This is a genomic window from Providencia sp. PROV003 (assembly GCF_045040775.1).
GTDB lineage: Bacteria > Pseudomonadota > Gammaproteobacteria > Enterobacterales > Enterobacteriaceae > Providencia > Providencia huashanensis.
In genome coordinates this window covers 775,423-799,571 of record NZ_CP096369.1, presented here as the reverse complement: position 1 = coordinate 799,571, position 24,149 = coordinate 775,423, and the positions used below count along the sequence as shown (strand labels likewise).

The following is a 24,149-nucleotide window of genomic DNA, read 5'->3' as shown; positions in this document are numbered from 1 at the left end:
TACGGATGTATTATTTTATTGATGGTAATAAGAACGATACCAATCAACAAAGGCCTGAACACCCTGCTCAATAGACACTTGTGGACGATAACCTGTCACATTAAATAGGTCTTCAGTGTCTGCCCAAGTTGTGTAGACGTCCCCTGCTTGCATAGGTAAGAAGTTTTTAATGGCCTCTTTACCGAGCGCTTTTTCCAACGCTGAAATAAACTCAATCAATTTAACGGGCTGCCCATTACCAATATTATAAATACGGTATGGCGCACTACTTTCTGCCGGTGAGGCACCGTTATTGTGCGGGTCTGCTTGTGGAATTATATCCGAAATACGGATCACACCTTCGACAATATCATCAACAAAAGTGAAATCACGGCTGAGATTGCCGTTATTATAGACATCAATGGGCTCCCCCGCCAAAATAGCTTTAGTAAATTTAAATAAGGCCATATCTGGCCGGCCCCAAGGGCCATAAACGGTAAAGAAGCGCAGCCCTGTTGTAGGCAACTGGTATAGATGTGAGTAGGAGTGCGCCATCAATTCATTGGCTTTCTTCGTTGCTGCATATAATGAGATTGGATGATCGGTTGGCATATCGGTAGTAAATGGGACCTTATCTGTCACGCCATACACGGAGCTAGAAGAAGCATACACAAGGTGTTTTACTTTGGCTTGGCGGCAACCTTCTAAAATAGCTAGGTGACCCGTTAAATTGCTATCTGCATAAGCAAATGGGTTTTCCAACGAATAACGAACCCCCGCTTGTGCCGCAAGGTGAATAACCCTATCGAATTGCTCTTGGGTACACAATACCCTGATGGTTTCGCGATCGGTTAGGTCAAGGTGAAGAAAACGAAATAGCGGAAATTGTTCTAATAAATGTAAGCGGGATTGTTTAAGGCCCTGATCATAGTAAGCATTAAGGTTATCAATACCGACGACCTCATGCCCACTTTCTAATAAACGCTGACATAGCCTAAAACCAATAAAGCCTGCACTTCCCGTGACCAAGTATTTCATATTCACCATCTTCTAGCATTAAACCATTTCCAAGCTCTAATTGAGCGTTTTGGTCATTTAAATAAACTGACCTGAATATAAGACACAAAAAGTCAAAAATGGTTTTATCGCTAACCGAATAATAAATAAAAAATTTTCCTTTTAAAGAAACGTTAAGGTTAGATAGGAAGAAAGGTAGACGATATAAAGATAAAATCAGTAGCAGGTATGGTTAGATACCTGCCACAACTTACTGATATTTAGTTGTTATCTACTTTATCTGCGGATTTTAAAGTGCGGTAAATATAATTACGATAGCTATCTAGTAGCTTCTGGTCTTCGCAATCATTCAATTTACCCTCACAAAGATGGCGCATCTTAATATTAGCCTCATAGAATGGCGAAACCTTTAAATTTGCGCGCTCCAATAGGATACCCCCTAAGAAGGAAATATCGGTTAATGGGCCTATTTCAATGTGTGTCCCTGATTTCAAATTATCACGTAACGTAAATTGAGTCAGGTAAGCTGGTGACGACAGAGGGGAATTATATTGATTTAAACTAATACCCGGCTGGTGATCACCAAAATACAAGAACATTAGTGGGCGGTCTCGCTTTTCAATAAAGCTAGCAAAGTCACGGATTGATGCATCTGAGGCAATAATTTTCTCCATATAGTGGCTAAATTCACCGGCAGCATCTGCCTGTTTAATTTTGTCTTTTATCCCGTAATCATCACTGTGGCTCTCTTTATAAGGCCCATGCTCATACATTGTTAAAGAGAAAATAAAAACAGGTTTGTCCGTTTCTTTTGCTAAAATTTCTTTGACATATTTCAGCATATCTTCCGTGCTGATTGTCCATAGATTATCTTGTAATTTACCTGGATAACCGAGTTCTTGTGGCTGGATAATTCTATCGACACCGAGGGTTTCATAAGCATGACCTGAATGGTAAGCCCCTTTATTAAACGGTGTTAAGACAACTGTATAATAGCCATTGGCTTTCATTTCTTTGAATAGGCTATTTTTTAAGTTATCGACAATAAAATAAAAAACACCGCTTTTTTGTGCACCAAAATCATCACTATTTAAACCTGTGAGCGCTGAGAACTCTGATAACCAAGTACCACCGCCAAAAGTCTGAACCCGCATTTGGCTAGATGCAGCAACACCCTCATCTCGCTGGAACATGAATAATTCAGGAAGTTTTGTCCCAGCAGGTAAATCATAAATATTTGGGTTAACCGTTGATTCTTGAAGTAATAAAACAATATCTGGCTTTTCTGAAGGCGTTGTATTTTCTAACGTTACCGTTGCCGCTTTCTCGATGAAATAATCCGCAGAACCTGCAAATTGCGGTGATTGATAACTCGAGTTTTTTGCAGACATGATAATATTTGTGACTGTCCCACGGCCCTTAGGTAAAGTTTGAGACCATCGATCATAATAATGGTCGCTTGTAAAACTCGCCCCAAAATAACCCGCAACAACTAAGATCAGCCCAACAATACGTGAAGTTAATGATTTAGATGATGACACTAGGCGCCAACTGATAACACCATTAACCACTAGCAAAATAACCAAGGCGACCAAGGCAACACCCGCTAACCAATAATGGCCCAAGGTGCCCATATTGGAGGTATCGGTCATGATGTTAATATCGGTGAAGAAAAGTTGTTCTTTGTAGTAATGAACTTTTAACTGGTTTAAAAATTTAATGATAATAAACAAGGTACTGGTAATAACCACTGAAAATAACCAGCGAGCTGTAAGCACCATTAAAACACCAAATAAGGCAGCATATACACTGATTGAAATCAGCGCAGGATAAATCACACTCCCTTTTTCAAACACTAAAAAAAGTGAGCCAATAAAAATTAATGCCAGATAAAAGCCTGCAAATAACTTTTTCTTCATCGGTTTTACCACAAGGTTAATATTGAAGGTTTGCTATGAAGCACTACTATAACGGACTAAAACACTCAGTTTATTCAACGAAAATCCCTTTATCACGCAAATAGTGCCCATCGCCTTTACGACGAGTAAAACCGCTTTTATCAAAAAACTCAAGAATTTGAATCGCAAGTTTTCGACCAATGCCCAATTGATTACGAAAATCCGCCGCAAAAATCACTTCATTTTCTAAGCAATAACGATGGATCTTCGCAGCAAAATAGCTAATTTGCTCATTGCTGTAATAACGGTCACGCACAATCGCGATAACTAACCCCATTTGTGCGGCTTTTTTAAGTACGCGCCGCATTGTCTCTTCCTCATAGCCACTTTCTAATGCGAGATCACGTACCCACCAAGCCTCATTACGAGAAAATAACGGGTAAATCTGCTGCCAAATTAATTGTTGCTCAGCGTCGAAAACCAACCCATGCTGAGGCATATGTAACCAACCGCGCGTTTGCTTAATGACCTTTTCATCAATAAGGTCATTAATCAGCTTAAACACTAACGCTTCACTCATAGAAGGGAGCGCCATGCGTTTTAATCGGGCTTTCCCAACCCCGATTTGGTCACTATGGACTTGGTTAAATTTCTCAAGGGTCTGTACTAAACGCTCTTTAGCCACTTGGGCTTTAAATGCTGACAGTACATTGTTACCGACACGCTCTGCATCTGTTTGCACCAATAAGCTTTCTACCGCTTCATGGGTTAATTGCCGCGCCCAGCTGTATTCCTGTAAATTAAGCTCCCCCTGAGGAAGTTGTAACTTAAAATGCGCAAGCTCATCGTGCTCTTTACACAGCTTTGATAACCAATCTAAAAACTCGGGAAGCCTTTTGCCACGACGCGGGGAGACTAAACGGATCACACGTGCCCCGCCTAATGTCTGGCGAGCACTTATATCACGGATAATCAGCCGGTCATTATCCACTAACCATAATGGAGTATCTAAAATTAACTCGGCAAGAATGGGGGTTTCCCCTTGCTCCACTAATAAAGATACGCGTCCGGTAATGTGACTTGCTCCATGATAAAGATGTACAGGTTGCCAATGCTTAATTAATGCGTCACATTCCAGCTCAACAATCACACGGTTTGCAATAAAGGCCGGTTGCTGAGACAACAGCCAATCACCTCGAGTGATGTCTTCTTTCGCAATATCACCGGATAGGTTCAATGCCACACGGTCACCCGCTTGCGCACAGTCTGAGGATTGATTTTGCCGATGGACCCCTCTGACTCTAACCGGTTTATCTGCACCAGTAACCCATAGTGAGTCCCCGACTTGTATTTTCCCTGCTAACGCAGTTCCCGTCACCACAATCCCAGCCCCTTTTACATGGAAAACTCGGTCAATGGCTAAACGAAAACGGCGCTGCAAATTTTCATGAGCGCCATTGAGTTGATGTAACTGTTGTAGATATAAACGTAGTGATTCAACACCACGCCCATCTTCGCTAGAGGTGATAAATAATTTAGCGTCAGGCCAACCTTGCCGTGCTAGCTCTGATTTAGCTTGTTGTATCACTTGTTCAATACGTGAATGGTCAACTCGGTCAGCCTTGGTAAGGATTAACGTGATATCTTGGCAGCCAGCGAGCCTTAAAATGGATAGATGCTCAAGTGTTTGAGCCATTACACCATCATCACATGCCACAACCAGTAGAGCATGGTTAATGCCGCCAACCCCAGCTAGCATGTTCGCTAAGAATTTTTCATGCCCTGGCACATCAATAAAGCCAATTGCACTACCATCCTGTTGCGGCCAATAGGCATAACCGAGGTCAATCGTCATCCCGCGTTTTTTTTCTTCGGGAAGGTGAGATGTATTTATACCTGTAATCAATTGAATTAATGATGTTTTACCATGGTCAACATGGCCAGCTGTCGCAAAAATCATGAAAGTAAAACCTGTAATAAAGCATGTTCATCATCAAGACAACGCAGGTCAAGCCACAGCTTGCCTTCTTTCATACGACCAATAACGGGTTGAGGTAGCCGCCGCCATTGGGAGGCAAGTTGTTCCAGCGTACTGCCTTTTCCATCTAATGGTGCAAAAGTCACCGCAAAACTCGGTAACCGGTCAATAGGTAGCGAGCCGCTTCCTATTTGCGATAAGCAAGACTCAACTTCCACAATAAACTTGTCACCGTAAAAAGCTTGCAGTGCTACTAAGATATTTTCTGCGCTCCTTTGGATCACTTCTGGCTCACGGGTTAGCCATCGCAAGGTCGGTAACTCAGTAACTAGTTTTTCAGGGGTTAAATAGAGTTTTAGGGTAGCTTCAAGCGCAGCTAACACCATTTTATCAACGCGCAGTGCGCGTTTTAACGGGTGCTTTTGGATTGCCTCAATCCATTTTTTCTTCCCTAAGATAATCCCTGCTTGTGGCCCACCAAGAAGCTTATCACCGGAAATAGAAACTAAATCAACACCTTGAGCAAGATAGGTTTGAGGCATTGGCTCAGCGGGTAACCCCAAGGTTGTCATATCAATCATGGAGCCACTGCCTAAGTCAATCGCCGTCGGTAACTGGTATTTTTTGCCCAGTTCCGCTAATTCATCTCCCTCTACCTCAGCAGTAAACCCTTCGATGCTATAGTTACTGGTATGCACCTTCATTAACAATGCAGTTTGCTCATTAATTGCATTTTCATAATCACGTAAGTGAGTACGGTTTGTTGTGCCCACCTCAACCAGTTGGCAACCGGCCTGTGCCATCACATCTGGTACGCGAAAAGCCCCGCCAATCTCGACGAGTTCACCACGAGAAACAATGACTTGCTGACCATTCGCGACTGTTGCCAATAATAACAAAACTGCCGCTGCGTTATTATTAACAATGCATGCATCCTCTGCCCCTGTTAATTCACAGAGTAAATCCGCAATCGCGCGGTCTCTGTGACCACGCATGGCGCCATCAAGAGAATATTCTAATGTAACTGGCGAATTCATCACTTGGCTAACTGCATTAATCGCCGAGGTTGGCATTACTGCTCGACCTAAATTGGTATGCAGTACCGTCCCCGTTAGATTAAAGACGCTTTTTAACGCACTTTGCCCTAATGTTTGGTGGCGGACGGATAGTTCTTTTAGCCAATCATCGTGCCAAGCAGGTAATTTTCCAAACTGTGAAATACAAGTTCGGGCTTGTTCTTGCATTTCACGTAAGCATGCTGTTACCCAATGCAATCCTGATTGCTCGACCAATACTTGTACTTCATCAAGCTGCAATAATTTATCGATTGCAGGAAGTTGGCGATATAAAACAGAATTTGATTCAGCCATAGTTACGATTCTCTGTTTGTTACCGCTTATTTTTCACCAGGGAATAAGAACGGGTTAATACTGCTACGTGCAAAACCTTCTTCTTCCATACGTGCATCCAAAATAATTGATGCTAAATCATCAGCAACTGCTTCGACTTTAGCTTCTTTCTCTTGGTAAAGGATCTTCAGATAACTTCCACAATCACCACAACTTTCCGCTTTAATGGCTGCGTTTTCGTCATCCAGTGACCAATAATTCAGTTGGCCTGTTTGCTCACAATTGCTGCATTTCACACGCACCATGTGCCATTCGGTTTCACATAAATTACAGTGTAAATAACGCAGCCCCTGCGAAGTCCCAATTTGTACAATGCTTGATACAGGCATGCTATTGCATACTGGGCAGAAATGACGGTGGTCACCATGTTCCGCACGCGCTTTACCGGGGATATTTGCAGCCATTTGCGCCCAATACACAGATAGAGCAGCCCAAATAAACATGGATTTTTCCGCAGGGACTTTCTCAAACTCCTCATTTAATAACGCGGTCGCCATTGCCTCTAATTCAGTTTCGGATGCTTTATCTAAGTTTTCTAATGCTGGGCGAACTGATTCAGGGACAATTGGCATTAACTCAGCGATAATAGCGGTCAATAATTTGTGCCAATGTGTTGTACGTGGGAAGGTTTTTGCATCTAAGGGGGAGTTGTTTGTATTAATTGAACGCTCAAGAATAGGCGCCATATCCACGTCTAATGGATTATCATGTTGTGCATTATGTTGTGCAGTAGCAACTTCAGCTGCAAAATTCAGATAATCTGCAAAGGGATGCTCACCAATACCGAGTTCTTTCAACCGCTCAGCACGGCGTTGATATAAACTTTTTAGGTTAGGAAATAGAACCGGAGGAATAAAACCAATTCCTTTTTCTTTCAATCTTTCTTGCCCTAACTCTTCTTTAGGAACGATACGAATACCCATTGCGTTCTCTCTTTTCTATTTTTTTATAACGACAATCCCCGAGAAATGGCTGACCATTTTCCCGAAGCGTCTTTGCTCATCATATTTTATATCCGCGAAAGCGGTGCTCTAATACTCAGGATAAAACAAAAGTAGCGTTGAGGCTACTCTGGCCCTCGAATTATCTATGATATAACCCCGTAGTAGATCAAGGTAAATGTAAATCAGGATGATGGTTGTTTTATTTGATATAAATAAATTGTTATCTCTAGGATAAAAATTCTGGAGTTGTGGTTTGGAGTGTTTATAACTGCAAGCTTATGATGTAAACAGCCTTCTATTTGCAACAGAAATTGGTATTTTGTCCTTATTTCAAGATGTTTTTTTATTGCTGTTGTTCAATCAGAACGAAATAAAAACATAAATATAATTAATATCTATTGTATCTTTTAGATAAAGATAAATATAAAAAGCACTTATGGTCAATAAATACGCGACCAAATACTATTCGGTCGCGTATTAATAAAATAACAATTTTGCTTCCTTAGAGGTATAACAGCCCCTTTGGTACAATCAAAATACCAAATAAAAAGCAAATATCATTAATAACCAGTTAGTCTTTAGATTTTCAGTAACTCAGGGTAATACATACGTTTAATTGCTAGCTCTAAACCTCTAACCTCCGCTAGACCTTTTAGACGCCCTATGGCGGAATAACCCGGGTTAGTCACTTTCTTCAAATCATCCAAAATTTGGTGACCATGATCTGGTCTCATTGGAATTGGTGCAAGCCCCGCAGCATGGCGTTTTTGTTCAACCGCTAAAATGGCTTTGACCACTTCAAACATATCGACATCGCCTGCAATATGATTTCCTTCATGGAAAGTATTTGGGTTGTTTTCTCTCACCGTTGAACGTAAATGTGTGAAATGAATACGATCACCAAATTCATTAATCATTTTTACTAGGTCGTTATCGGCTCGCACACCATAAGAACCTGTGCACATAGTAAACCCATTATGAATGCTATCGCAGCTTTGCTTAATAAACCGCATATCTTCAATGGTAGAAACAATACGTGGTAGGCCTAAAATTGGGCGTGGAGGGTCATCAGGGTGAATAGCTAAAACCACATTTTCTTCTTCACACACAGGAACGATTTTCTGCAAGAAATAACGTAAGTTCTCACGTAACTGATTTTCATCAATATTATTATACAGCGCCAAGCGCTCACGGAATTGGTCTAATGTATAACCTTCTTCTGCGCCCGGTAACCCTGCAATGATGGTTTTAATCAGGTTTTCGATATCATCAGATGACATATTGGCATAATACTCAGCCGCTTCTTTAACTTCTTGTTCTGAATAACTCGCCGCCGCATTTTTACGTTTTAAAATATGAATTTCAAACGCAGCAAAGGCAATATTGTCGAACCGTAACGCTTTGGAGCCATCAGGTAGCGTATAAGCAAGGTCAGTACGCGTCCAATCTAGAATTGGCATAAAATTATAGCAAATGGTCTTAATACCACAGGATGCTAAATTACGGATACTTTGCTGGTAATTTTGAATATAGAAATCAAAATTACCTTGTTGAGTTTTAATATCTTCGTGAATAGGAATACTTTCCACGACAGACCAAACTAACCCAGCATCTTCAATGATAGATTTACGCTTTAAAATCTCCTCAACACTCCAAACTTCACCGTTAGGAATATGATGGAGCGCAGAGACGATTCCCGTCACCTCTGCTTGCCTAGCATCACTTAAAGAAACAGGGTCATTAGGACCGTACCAACGCCACGTATGCTCCATGAGTACTTCTCCTGCGATTATTCAAAAATAGTCTGATAAGGAATTGTTTCAAATAAGTAACCATCAAAATTGGGGTCATCAAAATCAGAAAGCTGCATTAGCGTATTTTTGACATTTTCTAAATGCTGCCACATCTCTTTTTTAGCCAATTCAGGATCACGTTTTTGTAGTGCATTTAAAATATTTTCATGATCAATCAACCACTTCTTCCGGTAAGTCGTATTGTCGATATGCTCATGTAGCTTATCCCACATAGGGCTTTGTAACCGCACAGCCCAGATATCATCAATAATCTTCGCCATCATGTCATTCTTGCTTGCGCGAGCAATTAACACGTGGAACTTATGATCATTAGCATCGTCACTTTCATTATTTGCGACTTTGATTCGCTCATCTTCTAATAATGCGCGGATCTCTTGAATATCGGCTTTTGTTGCTGATAAAGCAGCACATGCTGCTATCGCACTTTCAATCACTTGGCGCGCTTGCAGTATTTCAAAAGGGCCATGGTCTAAGCTTTTGACTTCATCAATTAATAGGTCTGGGTGATTGATGACATAAACACCAGAACCTTTCTTGATAGAAACCAATTTTTCAATTTCCAACATGATGAGTGCTTCACGTACCAATGAGCGACTAACATCATATTTTTTAGCGATCTCACGCTCTGGCATTAAACGACTTCCTATCGGATATTCACCAGATGCAATGAGCTCTTTTAACTGCTGACCTAGGTATTGGTACGAGCGGTATTGAGTTTTCATATATATGTACAACGCGTTGTCGAATTAAATTTAGTTCTTCCATTGTAGATTATCGTCCCTCACCACAATGGTCAACCAATTTATCCACTATTTCTGCAAAATTAGTTAACCAATTTGTGATCAGATTCACTTATTGTCGTCTTTTTAGTCATTGTTTTTTAATTTATCGATTGATAGAGTGAAAAAAAGAAAATTTGGTTAACCAATAAATAAACCAGTTTGAGTGTGAAGGGGTAATTTGGTTGATCAGTTGGTTAATAAGTAATAGGGATTTAGGCCAAAATGAAAATCATAAAAGCAGAAGTCTTTGTATGTAGCCCCGGTCGTAATTTTGTCACATTAAAAATTACTACTGATGAAGGCATATATGGACTCGGTGATGCCACCCTTAACGGGAGAGAACTCTCAGTGGCATCCTATCTTCAAGATCACCTCTGTCCTCAGTTGATAGGCCGTGACCCACATAAAATCGAAGATATTTATCAATTCTTCTATAAGGGAGCCTATTGGCGCAGAGGCCCAGTTACGATGTCCGCCATTTCTGCGATTGATATGGCACTGTGGGATATTAAAGGCAAAATTGCCAACCTTCCAGTTTATCAATTACTCGGTGGAGCTTCTCGTGAAGGGGTGATGGTTTATTGCCACACAACAGGCACCGATATTGCCGAAACACTAGATAACTACGCGAAATATAAAGAAAAAGGTTTTAAAGCGATCCGTGTGCAGTGCGGCATACCAGGAATGGCAACCACCTATGGGCAGAGCAAAGGAAAAAACCTTGCTTATGAACCTGCCACAAAAGGCCATCACCCTGAAGAGCAATTTTGGTCAACCGAAAAATACCTCGATTTTATGCCCAAACTGTTTGAAGCCGTACGCGACAAATATGGCTTCAATGAACACCTTTTACACGATATGCACCATCGCTTGACCCCTATTGAAGCAGCTCGCTTCGGTAAAAGTATTGAAGATTATCGATTATTTTGGATGGAAGACCCAACACCAGCGGAAAACCAAGCTTGTTTTAGATTAATTCGTCAACATACCGTCACCCCAATCGCTGTAGGTGAAGTTTTTAATAGCATTTGGGATTGTAAACAATTGATTGAAGAGCAACTCATCGATTATATCCGCACCACAATCACGCATGCTGGAGGGATCACGGGTATGCGCCGGATTGCAGATTTCGCTTCTCTTTACCAAGTCAGAACAGGTTCTCATGGTCCATCTGACCTATCCCCAATTTGCCATGCTGCCGCCTTACACTTTGATCTATGGGTACCAAATTTCGGCGTTCAAGAGTTTATGGGCTACTCCGAAGAAATGTTATCCGTATTTACGACCAACTGGACGTTCAATGATGGTTATATGCACCCAAGTGATAAGCCCGGTTTAGGTATCGATTTTGATGAAAAACTGGCAGCGAAATACCCGTACAACCCAGCTTATCTTCCAGTTGCTCGTCTCGAAGACGGCACGTTGTGGAACTGGTAATTTTTATTTTATTCGGAGTCAAATATGAAAGCTGTAAAATCGGTAGTAATTAAAGAACCTAATACATTATTGATTGAAGAGCGTTCAGTTCCTGAGCCAACTGAAAATCAAGTACAAATAAAAGTTCGCTTAGCCGGTATTTGTGGTTCTGACAGCCATATCTACCGTGGCCATAACCCATTTGCAAAATATCCACGCGTGATTGGCCATGAATTTTTCGGTGTCATTGAAAAAGTCGGTTCCAGCGTAGACAGTAAACGCATTGGTGAACGAGTCTCTATCGACCCTGTTCTCAGTTGTGGTCATTGCTACCCATGTTCAATTGGTAAACCAAATGTTTGCGAGACACTAGAAGTATTAGGCGTTCATACTGATGGCGGGTTCACTGAATATGTTAATGTCCCTGCGGCAAACGCTTATACCATTCCCGATTCAATCAGCGATGAATGTGCCGTTACCGTTGAACCATACTCTATTGCCGCCAACGTGACTTCGCATGTTCACCCAACTCAAGATGATGTCGCATTAGTCTATGGTGCGGGTACGATTGGGTTAACCTGCGCACAGGTTCTTAAAGGAGTTTATCAGGTCAAAACCTTAATTGTGGTTGACCGCGTGACTGAACGTTTAGCAAGAGCAAAAGATTGTGGTGCTGATATTATCATTGATAATTCACAAACCCCACTGCCGGAGCAACTCAAAGCACTGGGGCTCCGTCCAACGTTAGTACTTGATGCAGCTTGCCATCCCGCTATCTTACAAGAAGCCATCTTGATTGCTTCCCCCGCGGCAAGAGTTTCTATTATGGGCTTTTCAAGTGAAGCAAGTGCCGTTACACAGCAAAGTATTACCAGCAAAGAGATTTCATTATTTTCTTCGCGTCTGAATGCCAAAAAATTCCAAGAAGTAATTAGCTGGATAGAATCTAAAAAAATTGACCCAACAAAAATCTTAACCCATCAGTTCCCATTCACTGAGGCGCAAGAGGCAATATTAACCTTTGAAAAAGACCAGAAGACCTGCTGTAAAATTCTTTTAACCTTTTAATTTAATTAAAAAAACTAAATCCGATTTTGGATACTACTCTACGTGATTAATAGGATAATAATATGAATACTCAGTCAATTGACCCATCAGGGAAAGTGGAACGCAGCTCTGGCGATCTGACCAAAGCTGCAGTTTCAGGCTGGCTAGGAACCGCTCTGGAGTTTATGGATTTCCAGCTTTACTCGTTAGGCGCAGCACTTGTTTTCCATGAAATATTTTTCCCTGAACAATCCGCTTCAATGGCATTAATTCTTGCTATGGGAACTTACGGTGCCGGATATGTCGCACGTATTGTTGGTGCGATTTTCTTTGGTCAAATGGGCGACCGAATCGGCCGTAAAAAAGTACTCTTTATCACCATCACCATGATGGGGGTGTGTACTACATTAATCGGGGTATTACCAACCTACGCACAGGTAGGTATCCTCGCACCGCTGTTATTAGTTCTCTTGCGAATTATTCAAGGCTTAGGGGCAGGCGCTGAAATTTCGGGTGCAGGCACCATGCTGGCAGAATATGCACCAAAAGGCCGTCGTGGTATTGTGGCCTCATTAGTAGGTCTGGGAACAAACTGTGGCACATTAAGCGCAACTGCTATTTGGGCTGTTATGTTCTTCTGGTTAGATAAGTCAGACTTACTGGCTTGGGGCTGGCGTGTACCTTTCTTGGCAAGCTTCGTGGTAATGCTGTTTGCAGTATGGTTACGACTGAATCTGAAAGAAAGCCCTGTATTTGAGAAAGTGCAAAATACGGAAGAACAAGAAGCCAAAGTCGCAGTACAAGCACCACCGAAAGAAAGTTTCTTTGCCATGTTTAAATCTAAAGCATTTTGGTTAGCGACTGGCATTCGTTTTGGCCAAGCAGGTAACTCTGGGTTAATTCAAACTTTCTTAGCAGGATATTTAGTTCAAAGCCTATTGTTTGATAAGAGTATTCCAACTGATGCAATCATGATCAGCTCCGTTGTCGGTTTCCTAACTATTCCTGTAATTGGTCTGATATCAGATAAATTTGGTCGTCGTATTCCTTATATTATTCTTAGCTTATCTGCCATGTTGCTCGCCTATCCGATGTTATCTGTCATCGTCGATGGCGCGAACAGCGTTAGCTTAATTACCATCTGTATTATTATCGTTCATAACTGTTCAGTACTCGGATTATTTGCCTTAGAAAATATTACGATGGCTGAAATGTTCAACTCACGTAACCGTTTTACTGGTATGGCTGTAGCCAAAGAAATTGGTGGCTTAATTGCCTCTGGCTTAGGCCCAGTTCTAGCAGGCATTTTCTGTAGCATCACAGGAAGCTGGTGGCCAATTGCAATCATGATCATCATTTACTCTGCCATTTCATTAATCAGTGCCATTATCATGCCTGAAGTGAAAGATCGTGATTTAACCAGCACGTTGGATGCGGTTGAAGAGGCTGAACAACAAAAAGGTAAAGTGAAATATGCAACTGTCAACCAATAACCTAAACCAATTACCCGCCACAATCAAAGTACCAAGCTATGATAGGGAGCAGGTAAAGGTAAAAATGCTTCACTTAGGTTTCGGCGCGTTCCATCGCGCCCACCAAGCCATCTTTGCGGATATTTTAGCTACGGAGCAGCAGAGTGATTGGGGTTTTTGTGAGGTCAATTTAGTCGGTGGGGAACAACAAATTGAAGATTTACTCGCTCAAGACTGCCTTTATAACGTAGTTGAAATGCAAGGTGATAATTGGCAAACCCGTACTGTCGGTGTGGTAAGAGAAGCATTACACCCAACCATTCACGGAATTGATGCCGTTATCAATCGCATGTTAGACCCTAATATTGCCATCGTTTCCATGACGGTTACTGAAAAAGGTTATTGTTATGTGCCCGCGACAAGCTCGATTGATTTTGCGAACCCCGCTATTGCGCATGATTTAGCCTCACCAAACACCCCTAAATCACTGCCGGGTCTGATTGTTGAAGCCTTAAAACGCCGCAAGGCACTGGGTATTGCACCATTTACAGTCATGTCCTGTGACAATATGCCTGAAAATGGCCATATTACGAAAAATGTCATTTTAGCGATGGCTGCAAAACAGGATATTGCATTGGCCAATTGGATTGAAGCCAATGTCACCTTTCCATCCACCATGGTGGATAGAATTGTGCCTGCCATGACACCAGACACCGCAGAAAAAATTCAATCCCAACTAGGCCCTGTCGTTGACAAAGTCGCCATTGCCTGTGAGCCATTTCGCCAGTGGGTGATTGAAGACAATTTTGTCGCGGGTCGCCCTGAGTGGGAAAAAGCGGGCGCTCAGTTAGTCACAGATGTCGTTCCATTTGAAGAAATGAAGCTGCGCATGTTAAATGGTAGCCACTCATTCCTTGCTTATTTAGGTTATTTGGCTGGTTACCAATATATTAATGAATGCATGCAGGATAGTGCTTATGAAAAAGCAGCTTATCACCTGATGGTCAATGAGCAAGCACCAACGTTATCCATCAAAAATGTGGATTTACCCGCCTATGCTAATGCCCTGATTGAACGTTTTAAAAATACGGGGTTGAAACATCGTACTTGGCAAATCGCTATGGATGGAACATTGAAATTATCTCAACGTTTACTCGATTCTATCCAAATTCATCTGAAAAACGGCCAATCATTTGATTATTTAGCCTTAGCTGTTGCGGGATGGATGCGTTATGTCAGCGGAAAAGATGATCATGACGTAGAAATTCAAGTCAGCGACCCACAGGCTGTAAAGTTGGCAGAGCTCGTTGCAAACAGTACTGATGATGAAAGCCGTGTTCGCACACTACTTTCTCTTAACAGTTTGTTTACCGAAGAACTGGTTAATAATTCGTTATTTACTGAAAAGGTGACTGCATTCTACCTTTCACTACGTGATAACGGTGCCAAGAAAACTGTTGAAGCTCTCAACCACCAGCACGACTTATAATAACATTTTAGTAGGCGGGACTTCCCCCGCCTCTTTCACCCACATCAATCCGAATCTATTGGTAGCTGTTTATTTTCTTTCGAAAACTGGCGACCAGAGAAAAATATCAAACATAACGGGATTAATGTAGCAAACAATGCATATTCCCTTGCATAATCAGCGAGTAATACCATGAGAAATGCCCCACCAGCAAAACCCAAGAGCGTCAGAAAATAACAATAACTTTTATACAATGCGTTTTTTCTGGCTTTACCTTTAAATGCGATAGACTCTGCTAAAGAACTAAAACCTAGCTGTACATTTAAGGTGACTGCAATATTCCCGTATAACATGCCATTAATTTTGTGGAATGCATTACCCTGCATACCTGCAATAAAAGACAAAGCCCAAACGGCATGAAACCCCTTAGATTGGATATTGAATAAAAAAATATACGCGATCAGCAGCAATAAAAGGGCTATTTCAAGTGACAGTAAAGTGAATGTCCATGTTTTCTCATCGGTATTATAGCGATAACGGATCAATGCCAGTAACATAGCTCCCGCACCAAATGAGAAAATAGAAATAACATAAGGCGTCACCGCAGCCAGACCGTTTTCAGCAAATTGATAACCTAGCATGATGATATTGCCCGACTGAAACGTCGCAAATGATTTCGTTGTGAAAAAGGCATAGCCATCCAACATCCCTGAGGCAATCGCTAATAAAAATGCAATAGTGGGTAATTGCATAAACGGCACTTGTGGTGAAGAGGTTGTCATATTTTATTTCCCTGTATTGAACTCTCTATTTTTGAGCAGCTCGGCCGACTCATAATCGAAGTGATATGTACCGTAAAAATCGTCTTAAATAAATTTGTTTTTTTGCCAATTTAGTCGATACATAATCCAAAATAACCAAAATAATGAATAGAGGGCGGAACAATAATTGAGTATTTCTTAATAAACCGTTTTTTATTTTTAGAGCTAAATAAAAATAAAAAAACCAACTGTAAAATAAATGCAAATTCAGAATTGAAATTCAAAATAAACCGTGATTAAAAACTTCACTAGAAATACTCGCAATTAAAACCAACAAGGCAACAACACCAAAAAAGTGAAGTGTTTTAACTCTCCTTTGCCGGCTTTTAATTGCTAATGAGTAATATTTTTCATATTAATAACTTAGTATTCCTGTTGTAACCAAATGAATTACAACAGGAAAACAAAAATAACTACCGAGTTAGCGGCGTAAACCAAATGGCTTGCTGCCCACTAATTAAACGCTCTTGATTAATCCAAGTAAAAGGAGCAGGAACCTGTGTTTGTAATCTAACATCTTCAGCCCCTCTCTGTGCTGTTAATGTTGGCGTCAGTACGACGGGTTCAGGCCCGTATATGGCGGCCGACGTTGAATCTCGTTCATTGCGGCCTCCACATATCACCCATAGTTGGTTTAATGTTGCGATAGCATAAGGGATAAAATCCGCTCGCCCAGTCGGTGGGTTTTCCACAGAATAAAGATGGCTATCAATTTCAACTTTCAAATCACTCGGTATGCCCGCTGGCGCCGCCAAAATATCAGCGCGTAATGCACTATATAACCCCGCGAGTTCTGGGACTTCTAATTCATGTGCCGCAGCCAAAGCAATGCGCCCAATAGGAGTTGCCGTGACACTGACTGCATGGCCTGCCATTGCCCAGCCACTATCACGCTCATTAAGGTGTGTCACTCGATAACGGGCGAGTATATCCCCCGCGGGGCCCGCTAGCACCACCGTGTGGTACAGTTTATCGGTATCAATTTCAGGGTAACTACCTACAATATACCCTTTCCCTTCATAAGCTGCTTTGCAAAGGGTTTGTTCAAATACCCCTCCTCGTGTTTCGGCATGGGACAAAATAATATTCGGGTCATCGGTATAAGGAAGTGCCGAAAGCTCAGGTAAAACTAAGAGTTCATTCTCACCCACCTGAATAGAGTCTAACTTAGAGACTGATTTTTCCCACTGGGCTGCAATAAAAGTGGTTTGCACTATCGTCGAAGTTGCATTGATATCCGTAGGGCTACGATGAAATGCAAGTGTTGGGGAATATAAGTCAGGACGACGCTTAGCAAGCAAAGTATTACGCTGTTTATCGGCTTCATCTAAATCAATCATTGCGCTATATATGCCATTCAACCCGGGTTCCAATTCTAAAGGGCTTAACACCGGGGACTGCGCCACCTTATGACCGGACGGGGACCACACACTCGACCCCCCATTATAATACAGCTGTCCCTTGGTAATTGGATTCGTTTCAATACCGCTGCGTGTCGCACAAACTACCCATACGCCATTCAGTGCACTCATATGTTGAACATGGGCCACTGTTGAGTGGTCACCTAGCATTTCTGCCGCTGTTGCATCAGGCATCATACGGTCCGAAACTGAATGCCAACCAATAATTTGAGCCCCCTCAAGTGCCGCTAAACGAACATATTGCCAATAGGTATCGTCATAACAAATTAATAATGCGATGCGGCCTATCGGGGTATCAAACGTTTTCACACCAGTATTACCCGGAGCAAATACTTTTTGGTCTTGGGAGTTCAACCCTATTTTTCGATATTTACCAATGATACCTTCAGGCCCCATTAGGACCGCTGAATTATAAGCTAAGCCTGTTTCACTATCTCGCTCAGCAATACCAACGCTCATATACATGCCAGTCTGTGCGAGGACAGGCAAAATTGCCGCCGTCGTTTTACCCGGAATAGTATCTAAATAAGGTGCTAACTCAGCCGTGTCCGAAAATAAATAACCGCTAACCGCTGTTTCAGGAAAAACGGCATAGTCGACACCCTGAGCAGCAACTTTCTCTGCAGCTGCAACTAGGCGTTGAATATTCCCATTTAAATCACCCCATGCAGGAACAAAATCAACGGCAGCAACCTTACTACTTTTTTTAATTTCAGAAATACGCATATGACAATCCTTATTCAACGAATAGAGTAGTAAAAAGCCCCCACTATTAATGAATAATTAATCGTGGATAGAATAGAAAAATAATTTATGGGTTTAAAAAGTGAATTAAGCCATTCAAATTCTGTGCATTATTGTTATATTTGAATATATTAATATCCAAATATAACAATTTAATATTGACTATCTATTTAAGCTCACCAATTATTAGGTGTTTAAAGTATTATTAATTAAATAACACTTTTATTTTTCATCTCAATAATTTGTTCATCGCTATAACCAAGCTCTTTCAATATTTCGTGATTATGTTCTCCCAGTAATGGAGCACTCTTAATTTCTGGAATAAAACTAGAAAACTTCACTGGGCACCCTACCGTTAAATAAGAACCCCGTATGGGTTGCTTAACTTCAACAATAGAACCACTACCACGCAAAGATTTATCTTCCATAATCTCTTTCATACTCAGCACTGCGGAACAAGGCACGCCAAACTTATCGAAATAATCGGTTATTTCATGTTTATCTTTGTCTTTCGCAATATCTTCAATCGCATCCCATACATCCTGAATATGGCTTACCCGAGCTTCGGTCGTTGCGAAATTAGGGTCGGTTTTCCATTCCGGTCGACCAATCGCATCACAGGTGTTTTCCCAATTATGATCCTGATTAATAAAGTAAATATAAGCATTAGGATCAGTATCACTGCCCTTACATTTAAGCATGGTGCCGGGCTGACCTCCCCCGCTGGAATTTCCGCCTCGGGGAACCGCATCACCAAACTTTCCATTTGGATATTGCGGATACTCTTCTAAATAACCTATTTTTTCTAAGCGCTGTTGGTCGCGTAATTTTACACGGCATAAATTCAGCACAGCATCTTGCATTGACATCGTCACGCGTTGACCTTTACCGGTTTTTTCGCGGTGTAACAATGCGGTTAACAAGCCAATCAGTAAATGCATTCCCGTATTACTGTCCCCAAGGGCTGCTGCACTTACAACAGGGGGGCCATCAGGGAACCCTGTTGTTGAGGCTGCACCTCCTGCTGATTGGGCAACATTTTCGTACGCTTTCACATCTGCGTAAGGCGAGTTTTGATTAAACCCTTTGATGGAACCAAAAATTAAACGAGGATTTAATTGTTGAATGTACTCCCATGTGAATCCCATATGGTCAATCGCCCCCGGATGGAAATTTTCAACTAACACGTCCGCTTGGCGTATCAGCTTTTCCATGACTTCTTTACCCTCTGGGGTTTTAGTATCCAGCTCTAAAGAACGCTTATTACTATTAAGCATGGTAAAATATAATGCATCCACATCAGGAATATCACGCAATTGATGACGAGTTACATCTCCAACTCTTGGTCGTTCTATCTTTATCACATCAGCCCCAAACCACGCTAACATTTGGGTACAAGATGGCCCAGACTGAACCCCTGTAAAATCTAGAACACGTATTCCATCTAAAGGCTTTGTAGCTGTCATCATTTACCTCTTTTTGCCGAAAGACCATGATGCCAATCCCACCATGGTCGAGACTTTTATCAAACGGACATTTCTAAGCGACGACTCGAGCGATATAGATCCACACGGGTGCTGCAATAATAAAACCAAGTACACTTACCGCCAGTGATGCGGTTCCAGTACGGGTATAAATATTAAAGCGACTTGCAATAATAATCCCTGAGAACGCAGGTGGTAATGCCCCCGCTAATACCATCATTTGCAATTGCTCAGATTCCATATTAAACGTCATTCCCGCAAGTAACATTAAGCCTGGCATTAACACGAGTTTTAATAATGTGTTGTAAACAATTTCACCATCAAACTCGAATTTATTCGCTGCTAATGTCAAGCCTGCGGCAAATACCGCTACACCTGAATTCGCTTTAGCAATTAATTCAAAAGTCGGGTCTAAAATAGGGGGGATTTTAATACCAATAAGAACCAATACCGTTGCTAATACCGGGGCCCATACCACTGGCTCTTTGAAAGCAGAGACCAAAGCGTCCATTCCTCCTCCCCCTTTCTTTCCTTCTGCATCAGATGGGTTAAGTAAAAATAGACCAATAGGAATAGTAATGGCATTAACAATAATTGAGATAATTGCCACAACGAGACCTGTAGAAACGGTCGCGCCATAAATAGGGTCGAGTATTGCAAACCCAAGAAAACCGATGGTCGGAGAACCTGCAATCAATGCACATACCGCCGCTTCACCACGGCTATGTTTAAAAATATATTTACAACTAAAGAAAGAGAAAAAGAAACAAATTAATAAAGTTACAAACGAAATAATGGTCAGTTTAGTGTCAGCAAATATCATTTCACGATTAGCGCGTGCAATTGAAACAAATAATGCCGCGGGTAATGCATAATTTAAAACTAATTTATTGAATGCCTTTGCTTGGTCTTCCGTAAATACATTACGCTTACCACTCGCATAACCAAGGACCATAATAATAATGATAGGCAATAGGTCACTCATAAAAATCTTCAACATAAAGTCAGCCATAAGACCCACCTATTTTTTGACGATAAAGTACCTTACGCCACTTATATCAAGTAAGTGGCGCTATGAAATTTCAACTTTTTAAATTGATGTTGGGTTAATTTTTTACTACTGATTTAGGATTCAAGCTGCCTATATGGCCACTTTCAGTCCCCACATCAGGGTCTATCACCACATTAATTAACGTTGGGTTACCTGATGTTAACCCTGCTTTCAATGCCTGTTGTATTTCTGCTGGTGTCGTTGCGTTATAGCCGATACCACCAAAAGCCTCTATCATCTTGTCGTAACGGGCAGTTCCCATTAATACCGTTGGAGAAGGGTCGCTATCACCATGCAAATTCACACCATCGCCACGGTATATTCCGCCATTATTAAAAATTAGAATGGTCACTGGCAGTTTATAACGGCAAATAGTTTCTATCTCCATACCACTAAAACCGAATGCACTGTCACCTTCAATAGCCACCACGGGTTTACCACTGGTTACTGCCGCACCAACAGCGTAACCCATCCCCACCCCCATAACGCCCCATGTTCCACAATCTAAACGCTTACGTGGTTGGTACATATCAATAATATTTCGTCCATTATCAAGCGTGTTAGCGCCTTCATTAACGACATAAACATCTTGGTGATCGACCAGCACATCACGGATTGCACGTAATGCATTGAAATAGTTCATCGGAGAAGTGTCAGTATTTAACTTAGCAGCCATTTTCTCGACATTGATTTTCTTATGCTCATCAATACTGGCAATCCATTCTGTTGGGGATTTAACAGGGATTGATTTAAGACCAGCCAGTAAAGACTCAATACTTGAGTAAATATCACCAACAACAGGTGCGGTTATTGGGCGGTTACTATCAATCTCAGATGGCTCAATATCCAATTGAATAAATTGAGTGTCTGGCGACCAATGCTTACCTTTTCCATGATCAAGCAACCAATTAAGGCGTGCGCCCATTAACACCACAACATCCGCACTGGATAAGGCATATGAGCGAGCTGATGCCGCTGACAGTGGGTGGGTATCAGGTAGCAAACCTTTTGCCATTGACATCGGTAAATAAGGAATACCCGTCGTTTCAATAAATTGACGAATATTGTCATCCGCTTGTGCATATGCGGCGCCTTTACCCAAAATAATTAATGGCCGCTTAGCTGATGCAAGTAACTTAAGCGCTTTATTCACTGAATCAGGTGATGGAATTTGTCTTGGTGCAGGGTCTTCTACCTTAAAAATCGTTTTGTCTGCTTCGTCTTTATCCATCACCGCCGCTAACACCTCAGTGGTAAGGTCAAGATATACACCGCCAGGGCGACCCGATACCGAAGCTCGTATGGCTCTTGCTAATGCAATCCCTAAATCTTCTGGTTTATTAACTCGGTAGGAAGCTTTGACAAATGGCTTTGCAGTATTCATCTGGTCCAGCTCTTCATAGTCCCCTTGTTGCAGGTCTATGATCGCCCTATCGCTTGAGCCACTTATTTGGATCATCGGAAAGCCATTGGTTGTCGCATTGGCTAGTGCCACCATACCATTTAAAAAGCCCGGTGCAGAAACCGTCAAACAAATACCAGGTTTTTGGGTAATAAAACCACTAATGGCAGCCGCATTACCCGCAGACTGTTCATGGCGAAAGCCAATATAACGTATTCCCTCGGCTTGAGCATGCCTCGCCATATCCGTAACAGGGATACCAACAACGCCATAGATTGTGTCAATGCCATTCTTTTTCAGTGCATCAACAATAATATGCATACCATCCGTTAAATTTTGATTTTGGTCAGCAGACATGTCCACCTCATCGATAGCAGAATGATGGGGAAGGTATTCTCCCCCAATTACAATTTAGATAGCTTTATTGGTTCGCATAGATGCAATTTCATCTGCACTGTAACCTAGCTCAGTCAGTACTTCTTCTGTGTGCTCACCCAACAATGGGGCACTCTTTATATCTGGTGTGAACGAAGAGAATTTCATTGGGCAGCCTACAGTTAAGTAAGTGCCTCTTTTAGGTTGTTCTACTTCAACAACGCTTCCGCTATCACGAAGTGATTGGTCTCTGGCAATTTCACGCATGCTCAGTACTGGCGCACATGGCACCCCATACTTACTGAGGTATTCAACGGCTTCATGTTTGTCTTTATCTGCCAAGAACTTTTCGATTTCAGCAAAGATATCAAAAATATGTGGCTGTCGAGCTTGTGGGGTACTATAAGCTGGGTCACTCGCCCATTCCGGCTTACCAATGGCAATGCAAGTCTGTTCCCAATCTTGTTCCTGAATAGTGAAATAGATATAAGCATTCGGGTCTGTTTCCCAGCCTTTACATTTCAAGATCCAACCGGGCTGCCCACCGCCTCCTGCATTTCCGCCACGGGGAACGGCATCACCAAATTTACCATTTGGATACTGAGGGTATTCTTCTAAATAGCCGATTTTTTCTAAACGCTGCTGATCGCGTAGTTTTACACGACATAAGTTGAGTACGGCATCTTGCATCGACATCGTCACGCGTTGCCCTTTACCCGTTTTCTCTCGATGTAACAGTGCTGCCAATAAGCCGATTAATAAATGCATCCCTGTATTACTGTCACCTAATGCAGCGGCGCTGACAAGTGGAGGACCATCCCAAAAACCGGTAGTTGATGCAGCTCCACCAGCGGCTTGAGCCACATTTTCATAAGCTTTAACATTGGCATAAGGTGAGTTTTCATCGAAACCTTTAATGGAGCCGAAAATCAGACGAGGATTTAATTCTTGAATATGTTCCCAAGTAAAACCCATATGGTCGATGGCACCTGGATGGAAGTTTTCAACAAGGACATCGGCTTGTTTGATCAGCCGCTCCATAACTTCTTTCCCTTCTGGCGTTTTAGTATTTAATTCAACGGAACGTTTATTACTATTGAGCATGGTAAAATAAAGCGCATCAACATCGGGAATATCTCTAAGTTGATTACGAGTTACATCACCAACGCCGGGGCGTTCAATTTTTATCACATCAGCCCCAAACCACGCTAACATTTGGGTACAAGATGGCCCTGACTGTACACCGGTGAAGTCGAGTACTTTGATACCTTGTAAAGGAAGATCCATGCATTACCTCTTTATTTAGCTATCGTAAATGGAATGAATGATATTTATTTCACTGTATTAAAATAATATATTTAAATATGAGGGTTTTATTTTGTTGAGGTAATATATTCCGCAACCGTTAACTATTTGTATTAAATATTATGGTATAAGTCCAGTGATTCGCCGCTTTAATTATTTTTTAATATCAATAGGCTAAAATAATATTAAATATAGTAATTAATTTCACTATTGCTCTATTATTGAATAATAAATCAACATCATCTAAATGTATTATTTAGTTACTCTAAATATGACCATCTTTATTAAATAAAGCATAAAATTAAGATAATAAATCTAATAT

General features: G+C 41.5%; 17 protein-coding genes. 4 read left to right on the top strand and 13 right to left on the bottom strand.

The genetic code is table 11. The features are described 5' to 3' along the window. Positions 1-15: 15 nt before the first annotated feature. From M1F14_RS03465 to M1F14_RS03435, 7 genes are all read right to left on the bottom strand, one after another. A complete protein-coding gene (locus M1F14_RS03465) occupies positions 16-1,017 on the bottom strand; it encodes an NAD-dependent epimerase (RefSeq protein WP_181468901.1) in 1,002 nt (333 codons plus the stop codon). Positions 1,018-1,256: 239 nt separating this feature from the next. After that, a complete protein-coding gene (locus tag M1F14_RS03460; RefSeq protein ID WP_129467246.1) occupies positions 1,257-2,915 on the bottom strand; it encodes an LTA synthase family protein in 1,659 nt (552 codons plus the stop codon). Between the two features lie 70 nt (positions 2,916-2,985). After that, complete coding sequence (gene selB, locus M1F14_RS03455; RefSeq protein WP_048605678.1) at positions 2,986-4,854, bottom strand: selenocysteine-specific translation elongation factor; 1,869 nt, start codon at positions 4,852-4,854, stop codon at positions 2,986-2,988. Beyond that, entirely contained in the window at positions 4,851-6,242 is a 1,392-nt protein-coding gene (gene selA, locus M1F14_RS03450) for an L-seryl-tRNA(Sec) selenium transferase (protein ID WP_042846755.1), read from the bottom strand. The genes selB and selA overlap by 4 nt, the downstream gene beginning before the upstream one ends. 26 nt (positions 6,243-6,268) lie before the next feature. Beyond that, positions 6,269-7,204: a formate dehydrogenase accessory protein FdhE gene (gene fdhE / locus M1F14_RS03445; protein WP_048605675.1), complete on the bottom strand. Its 936-nt coding sequence runs from the start codon at positions 7,202-7,204 to the stop codon at positions 6,269-6,271. A gap of 599 nt (positions 7,205-7,803) precedes the next feature. Beyond that, the gene (gene uxuA / locus M1F14_RS03440) at positions 7,804-8,997 is read right to left on the bottom strand and encodes a mannonate dehydratase (protein WP_042846757.1); all 1,194 of its coding nucleotides are present in this window, start codon (positions 8,995-8,997) and stop codon (positions 7,804-7,806) included. A 17-nt stretch (positions 8,998-9,014) separates the two neighbouring features. Next, a complete protein-coding gene (locus tag M1F14_RS03435) occupies positions 9,015-9,761 on the bottom strand; it encodes an FCD domain-containing protein (protein WP_004906196.1) in 747 nt (248 codons plus the stop codon). A gap of 282 nt (positions 9,762-10,043) precedes the next feature. Between M1F14_RS03435 and manD the strand changes: the two genes are divergently transcribed. The 4 genes from manD to M1F14_RS03415 all read left to right on the top strand — a co-directional run bounded on the left by manD (position 10,044) and on the right by M1F14_RS03415 (position 15,245). Further along, positions 10,044-11,258: a D-mannonate dehydratase ManD gene (manD, locus tag M1F14_RS03430; RefSeq protein ID WP_004906197.1), complete on the top strand. Its 1,215-nt coding sequence runs from the start codon at positions 10,044-10,046 to the stop codon at positions 11,256-11,258. Positions 11,259-11,282: 24 nt separating this feature from the next. Beyond that, positions 11,283-12,305 carry a Zn-dependent oxidoreductase gene (locus M1F14_RS03425; RefSeq protein ID WP_181468902.1) on the top strand — a complete coding sequence of 341 codons (1,023 nt, stop codon included), beginning with the start codon at positions 11,283-11,285 and terminating at the stop codon, positions 12,303-12,305. 62 nt (positions 12,306-12,367) lie between these two features. Beyond that, positions 12,368-13,777 carry an MFS transporter gene (locus M1F14_RS03420; RefSeq protein ID WP_042846759.1) on the top strand — a complete coding sequence of 470 codons (1,410 nt, stop codon included), beginning with the start codon at positions 12,368-12,370 and terminating at the stop codon, positions 13,775-13,777. Continuing rightward, a complete protein-coding gene (locus tag M1F14_RS03415) occupies positions 13,758-15,245 on the top strand; it encodes a mannitol dehydrogenase family protein (protein ID WP_166686679.1) in 1,488 nt (495 codons plus the stop codon). Before M1F14_RS03420 ends, M1F14_RS03415 begins: the two co-directional genes overlap by 20 nt. A 44-nt stretch (positions 15,246-15,289) precedes the next feature. Here the strand turns inward: M1F14_RS03415 and M1F14_RS03410 are convergent, their stop codons facing one another. The 6 genes from M1F14_RS03410 to frc (M1F14_RS03385) all read right to left on the bottom strand — a co-directional run bounded on the left by M1F14_RS03410 (position 15,290) and on the right by frc (M1F14_RS03385) (position 23,809). Next, positions 15,290-16,006, bottom strand: a complete 717-nt coding sequence (locus tag M1F14_RS03410; protein WP_042846762.1) for a YoaK family protein — start codon at positions 16,004-16,006, stop codon at positions 15,290-15,292. Positions 16,007-16,458: 452 nt separating this feature from the next. Then, positions 16,459-18,192, bottom strand: coding sequence for a nitrilase-related carbon-nitrogen hydrolase (locus tag M1F14_RS03405; RefSeq protein WP_048605665.1), 1,734 nt, complete (start codon positions 18,190-18,192; stop codon positions 16,459-16,461). Between the two features lie 227 nt (positions 18,193-18,419). Next, on the bottom strand, positions 18,420-19,676 hold the full coding sequence (gene frc, locus M1F14_RS03400) for a formyl-CoA transferase (RefSeq protein ID WP_042846764.1): 1,257 nt from the start codon (positions 19,674-19,676) through the stop codon (positions 18,420-18,422). A gap of 73 nt (positions 19,677-19,749) precedes the next feature. After that, positions 19,750-20,694, bottom strand: a complete 945-nt coding sequence (gene yfdV, locus M1F14_RS03395) for a transporter YfdV (RefSeq protein ID WP_094301242.1) — start codon at positions 20,692-20,694, stop codon at positions 19,750-19,752. 106 nt (positions 20,695-20,800) lie between these two features. Next, the gene (gene oxc / locus M1F14_RS03390; RefSeq protein ID WP_042846766.1) at positions 20,801-22,504 is read right to left on the bottom strand and encodes an oxalyl-CoA decarboxylase; all 1,704 of its coding nucleotides are present in this window, start codon (positions 22,502-22,504) and stop codon (positions 20,801-20,803) included. Between the two features lie 54 nt (positions 22,505-22,558). After that, the gene (frc, locus tag M1F14_RS03385) at positions 22,559-23,809 is read right to left on the bottom strand and encodes a formyl-CoA transferase (protein ID WP_042846767.1); all 1,251 of its coding nucleotides are present in this window, start codon (positions 23,807-23,809) and stop codon (positions 22,559-22,561) included. Positions 23,810-24,149: the final 340 nt, after the last annotated feature.

What these genes read in the sequence shown, in the direction of transcription:
- M1F14_RS03465 (WP_181468901.1), bottom strand. Translation starts at nt 1,017, where the DNA reads ATGAAATACTTGGTCACGGGAAGTGCAGGCTTTATTGGTTTTAGGCTA.
- M1F14_RS03460 (WP_129467246.1), bottom strand. Translation starts at nt 2,915, where the DNA reads ATGAAGAAAAAGTTATTTGCAGGCTTTTATCTGGCATTAATTTTTATT.
- selB (WP_048605678.1), bottom strand. Translation starts at nt 4,854, where the DNA reads ATGATTTTTGCGACAGCTGGCCATGTTGACCATGGTAAAACATCATTA.
- selA (WP_042846755.1), bottom strand. Translation starts at nt 6,242, where the DNA reads ATGGCTGAATCAAATTCTGTTTTATATCGCCAACTTCCTGCAATCGAT.
- fdhE (WP_048605675.1), bottom strand. Translation starts at nt 7,204, where the DNA reads ATGGGTATTCGTATCGTTCCTAAAGAAGAGTTAGGGCAAGAAAGATTG.
- uxuA (WP_042846757.1), bottom strand. Translation starts at nt 8,997, where the DNA reads ATGGAGCATACGTGGCGTTGGTACGGTCCTAATGACCCTGTTTCTTTA.
- M1F14_RS03435 (WP_004906196.1), bottom strand. Translation starts at nt 9,761, where the DNA reads ATGAAAACTCAATACCGCTCGTACCAATACCTAGGTCAGCAGTTAAAA.
- manD (WP_004906197.1), top strand. Translation starts at nt 10,044, where the DNA reads ATGAAAATCATAAAAGCAGAAGTCTTTGTATGTAGCCCCGGTCGTAAT.
- M1F14_RS03425 (WP_181468902.1), top strand. Translation starts at nt 11,283, where the DNA reads ATGAAAGCTGTAAAATCGGTAGTAATTAAAGAACCTAATACATTATTG.
- M1F14_RS03420 (WP_042846759.1), top strand. Translation starts at nt 12,368, where the DNA reads ATGAATACTCAGTCAATTGACCCATCAGGGAAAGTGGAACGCAGCTCT.
- M1F14_RS03415 (WP_166686679.1), top strand. Translation starts at nt 13,758, where the DNA reads ATGCAACTGTCAACCAATAACCTAAACCAATTACCCGCCACAATCAAA.
- M1F14_RS03410 (WP_042846762.1), bottom strand. Translation starts at nt 16,006, where the DNA reads ATGACAACCTCTTCACCACAAGTGCCGTTTATGCAATTACCCACTATT.
- M1F14_RS03405 (WP_048605665.1), bottom strand. Translation starts at nt 18,192, where the DNA reads ATGCGTATTTCTGAAATTAAAAAAAGTAGTAAGGTTGCTGCCGTTGAT.
- frc (WP_042846764.1), bottom strand. Translation starts at nt 19,676, where the DNA reads ATGACAGCTACAAAGCCTTTAGATGGAATACGTGTTCTAGATTTTACA.
- yfdV (WP_094301242.1), bottom strand. Translation starts at nt 20,694, where the DNA reads ATGTTGAAGATTTTTATGAGTGACCTATTGCCTATCATTATTATTATG.
- oxc (WP_042846766.1), bottom strand. Translation starts at nt 22,504, where the DNA reads ATGTCTGCTGACCAAAATCAAAATTTAACGGATGGTATGCATATTATT.
- frc (WP_042846767.1), bottom strand. Translation starts at nt 23,809, where the DNA reads ATGGATCTTCCTTTACAAGGTATCAAAGTACTCGACTTCACCGGTGTA.